The following is a 4,250-nucleotide window of genomic DNA, read 5'->3' on the forward strand; positions in this document are numbered from 1 at the left end:
GCCTGTTCGGACCAGCGCGGCCGCGGCCGGCTCACCGCCAGCGGCCGGCTCGCGCTGGCCCTCACCGCGCCGTCGCGGTCGAGCAGCACGGCCTTCACGCCCGACGTACCGAGGTCGACTCCGATGTACATGGCGTCAGCGCAGCCCGTAGATGGCCTGGTTCACGATGTTCTCGAGCCGCTCCTGCCCGCCGCTCGCATGCTGCGGGTTCACGCCGCGCGCGAGCGCGTCGGCGGCGAGCGATTCAAGCGTGTAGCCGCCCGACAGGATCTCGCGGCCGAACGCGCTGTCCCATTGCGCGTAGCGCTGCCGGCGCAGCGCGTCGAGCCGGTCGTTCGCGACCAGCACGGCGGCGCGCTCGAGCGCGAGCGCGAGCACGTCGATCGCGCCCACGTGGCCGTGGAACAGGTCTTCCGGATCGACGCTCTGGCGCCGCACCTTCGCGTCGAAGTTCATGCCGCCGGTGGTGAAGCCGCCGTGGCGCAGGATCTCGTAGAACGCGAGGGTCAGCTCCTCGACACTGTTCGGGAACTGGTCGGTGTCCCAGCCGTTCTGCGGATCGCCGCGATTCGCATCGACGCTGCCGAACACGCCGAGCGCGAACGCGTTCGCGATCTCGTGATGGAACGAATGGCCGGCGAGCGTCGCGTGGTTCGCCTCGATGTTCACGCGGATCTCGTTCTGCAATCCGAATTGCGTGAGGAAACCGTGCACGGTCGCGACGTCGTAGTCGTACTGGTGCTTGGTCGGCTCCTGCGGCTTCGGCTCGATCAGCAGCGCGCCCTTGAAGCCGATCCGGTGCTTGTGCTCGACGACCATCGACAGGAAGCGCGCGAACTGCTCGCGCTCGCGCACGAGATCGGTATTGAGCAGCGTCTCGTAGCCTTCGCGGCCGCCCCACAGCACGTAGTTCTCGCCGCCGAGCCGGTGCGTCGCGTCGAGCGCGTGGCGCACCTGGGTCGCCGCCCACGCGAACACGTCGGGATTCGGGTTGGTCGCCGCGCCCGCCGCGAAGCGCGGATGCGAGAACAGGTTCGCGGTGCCCCACAGCAGCCGCACGCCGGTGGCCTGCTGACGCTCGCCCAGGTAATCCGTCATCCGCGCGAAATTCTCGACGTACTCGCGCAGGCTGTCGCCTTCCGGCGCGACGTCGGTGTCGTGGAACGTATAGAACGGCGTGCCGAGCTTCGTGAAGAACTCGAACGCCGCATCCGCCTTCTGCCGCGCCCGCTCGAGCGCATCGCCCGGCTGCTGCCACGGCCGCCGGAACGCACCCTGGCCGAACATGTCGTGCCCCGGCCACACGAACGTATGCCAGTAGCACACCGCGATGCGCAAGTGTTCCTCGAGCGTCTTGCCGAGCACCTGCTTCGTGCGGTCGTAGTGGCGGTAGGCAAGCGGGTTGTCCGATTGCGGACCTTCGTAGCGAATCGCGGGAATCTGTTCGAAATACGACATGGCGTCTCCGTCCGGTTTCTTGTTGCAGTGCGGCGCGCGGCGCGTTGGCGTGCGGGCCGAATTCGGTCTGGCTGGATCGTGCCCGCGCGCCCCCTCCCCCGCAATTGCGAAATTGCGCAGCATGCTTAACGATTCTTGCCAGCGCGCTGCGCACCGCACGCGTTCCGTCCTACAATCGCCGGACACCAGACCAGCGCGCGGCACCGTCCGCGCCCCCGGAGACAACGGCGCGACGCCCCGCACGCGCCCCGAGACCGAGATGACCCGCGCCCCTTCCAGCCAGACACCGCACCGCATCGCGCTGCTGTTCAACGCCAACAAGGTCTACGACCGCGAGATCATCAGCGGCATCGGCCAGTACCTGCGCTCGACGCGCGTGGTGTGGGACCTGTTCCTCGAGGACGACTTCCGCTGCCGGCTCGCCGGCATCGAGCATTTCGACGGCGACGGCATCATTGCCGACTTCGACGATCCGGCCGTCGCCGACGCGCTCGCCGGCTCGCCGCTGCCGGTCGTCGCGCTCGGCTCGTCCTACGAGGATCCCGCGCAGTATCCGGACGGCGTGCCGTATATCGCGACCGACAACGCGAAACTCGTGTCGCTCGCGTACACGCACCTGATCGGCGCCGGGCTCGCGCACTTCGCGATGTACAGCCTGCCCGACGCGCAGCAGAACCGCTGGGCGCAGCAGCGCGAGCTGGCGTTCGACCGGCTCGCGCGCGCGGACGGCCTCGACGCGCCGATCTACCGCGGGCTGTCGACGAGCGCATCGGCATGGAATCACGCGATCGAGCAGCTGATCGGCTGGCTGCATGCGCTGCCGAAACCCGTCGGCATCATCGCGGTGACCGACGCGCGCGCGCGGCACCTGCTGCAGGCCTGCCTGATCGCCGGCCTCGCGGTGCCCGAACAGGTCGCGATCATCGGCATCGACAACGATCCGCTCACGCGCACGCTGACGCGCATCCCGCTGTCGTCCGTGATCCAGGGCACCGAGGAAATGGGCCGGACCGCCGCGCACCTGCTGCACCAGATGCTGCGCGGCGTGCGTTTTCCCGACCGGCGCATTCTCGTGCCGCCCGTCGGGATCAACGTGCTCGAATCGACGCGCCACCAGCCGCTCACGAGCCCCTACGTGATGCGCGCGCGCCATTTCATTCGCCAGTACGCGTGCCAGGGCATCAAGACGGAACAGGTCGCCGACTACGTCGGCGTGTCGCGCTCGCTGCTCGAGGAACACTTCCGGCGCGAACTGCAGCGCACCGTGCACCAGGAAATCCTGCGCCACAAGCTCGAAGCGGCGCAGGCGCTGCTGGCCGGCCGGCAGGCGTCGAGCGCCGAAGTCGCGATCCGCTGCGGCTTCACGTCGCTTCAGTACATGTACGCGGTATTCCGCCGTGAGCTCGGATGCACGCCGCGCGAATACCAGGAACGCACGATCGCCGCGCACTGAAGCCGGCCCTACCCATCGAATCCACCCATGCATATCGATACCGACTCTCCCCGCCCGGCGCCCGGCGTCGCACGCGTCCCTTCCGAACCGTGGGGCACGCTGCCCGACGGCGACGCGGTGCGGCGCTACACGCTGCGTAACGCGCACGGGATGCGCGTCGTCGTCAGCGACCTCGGCGCGACCGTCGTGTCGTGGCTCGCGCCCGACCGCACCGGACGCTTCGCCGATATCGTGCTCGCGCACGACACGCCCGCCGAATACGTCGAATCGGGCGCCTACCTCGGCGCGACGGTCGGCCGCTGGGCGAACCGGATCGCCGGCGCGCGCTTCACGCTCGACGGCGTCGACTACCGGCTCGACCGCAACGAGCGCGGCAATCTGCTGCACGGCGGCGCGAACGGCTTTCACCGGCAGCGCTGGGCCGTCGTCGACGATTGCGGCGGGTTGACGCTGCAACTCGATTCGCCCGAAGGCGACGCGGGTTTTCCGGGCAACGTGAGCGTGCAGGTTCGTTATGCGCTCGACGACGACGGCACGCTGACGATCGACTACACCGGCGTCACCGACGCGCCCACGCCGCTCAACCTGACGAATCACAGCTATTTCAACCTCAGCGGCCGCGCGGGCGGCGACGTGCGCGGCCACGTGCTGAGCATCGACGCCGACGCGTTCCTCGAAGTCGACGACGCGCTGATCCCGACCGGCACCGCCGACGTGACCGGCACCGCGTTCGACTTCCGGCACAGCGCACCGCTCGGCGCGCGCCTCGACTGGCCGCACGCGCAGCTCGCGCGGGCGCGCGGGTTCGACCACTGTTTCGTGCTGCGCGACGGCGCGCACGCGCTCAGGCCCGTCGCGGCGATCTACGACCCGGAAAGCGGCCGCGAGCTGCTCGTGTCGACGGATCAGCGCGGCCTGCAACTCTATACGGGCAACTACCTGGACGGCGTGCGCGTGAGCGGCGGCACGCGCTGCGCGCGACACGCCGCGCTGTGCGTCGAAGCCGGCGGCTTTCCGGATCAGGTCAACATGGACGGCCTGCGCGACGCCGTCATCGTCCAACCGGGTGCCGTCTATCGACAGACCACGCAGTACCGCGTCGGCGTTCGCGCCTGACGCGGTGCACGGCGACGGCGCGGCTACGTCGCGCGCCGTTGCCCGGTCGATTCCGTTCCGCTGCACCGCACGCGCGGTGCGATCCCCGGTGCGATCGCCGGTGTGATCCCCTACGCGCGCCGCATCGTCGACACGAGCGCCGCATCCTCGCCCGCGCCGGCCGGCCGTGCCGATGCGGCGTCGGCCGGCCGCGGCCGCTCGCCCAGCCCCGTGCCGCCGGTGC

At 69.8% G+C, this 4,250-nt stretch carries 4 protein-coding genes; 2 read left to right on the top strand and 2 right to left on the bottom strand.

The window, feature by feature from the left end:
* Both L810_RS46690 and xylA read right to left on the bottom strand, forming a co-directional pair.
* Positions 1–131 (bottom strand): FGGY family carbohydrate kinase (locus L810_RS46690; protein WP_155836494.1); only part of this gene is annotated, 131 nt, incomplete at its 3' end.
* 4 nt (positions 132–135) lie between these two features.
* On the bottom strand, positions 136–1,458 hold the full coding sequence (gene xylA / locus L810_RS42005) for a xylose isomerase (protein ID WP_021164179.1): 1,323 nt from the start codon (positions 1,456–1,458) through the stop codon (positions 136–138).
* Positions 1,459–1,717: 259 nt separating this feature from the next.
* On the opposite strand from xylA, the gene L810_RS42010 reads away from it, so the two are divergent.
* Entirely contained in the window at positions 1,718–2,911 is a 1,194-nt protein-coding gene (locus L810_RS42010; RefSeq protein WP_021164181.1) for a XylR family transcriptional regulator, read from the top strand.
* 27 nt (positions 2,912–2,938) lie between these two features.
* The gene (locus tag L810_RS42015) at positions 2,939–4,027 is read left to right on the top strand and encodes an aldose epimerase family protein (protein WP_021164182.1); all 1,089 of its coding nucleotides are present in this window, start codon (positions 2,939–2,941) and stop codon (positions 4,025–4,027) included.
* The last annotated feature ends 223 nt before the right edge of the window (positions 4,028–4,250 follow it).

Origin of the sequence: Burkholderia sp. AU4i, from assembly GCF_000466765.1 — a bacterium.
Classification (GTDB): domain Bacteria; phylum Pseudomonadota; class Gammaproteobacteria; order Burkholderiales; family Burkholderiaceae; genus Burkholderia; species Burkholderia cepacia.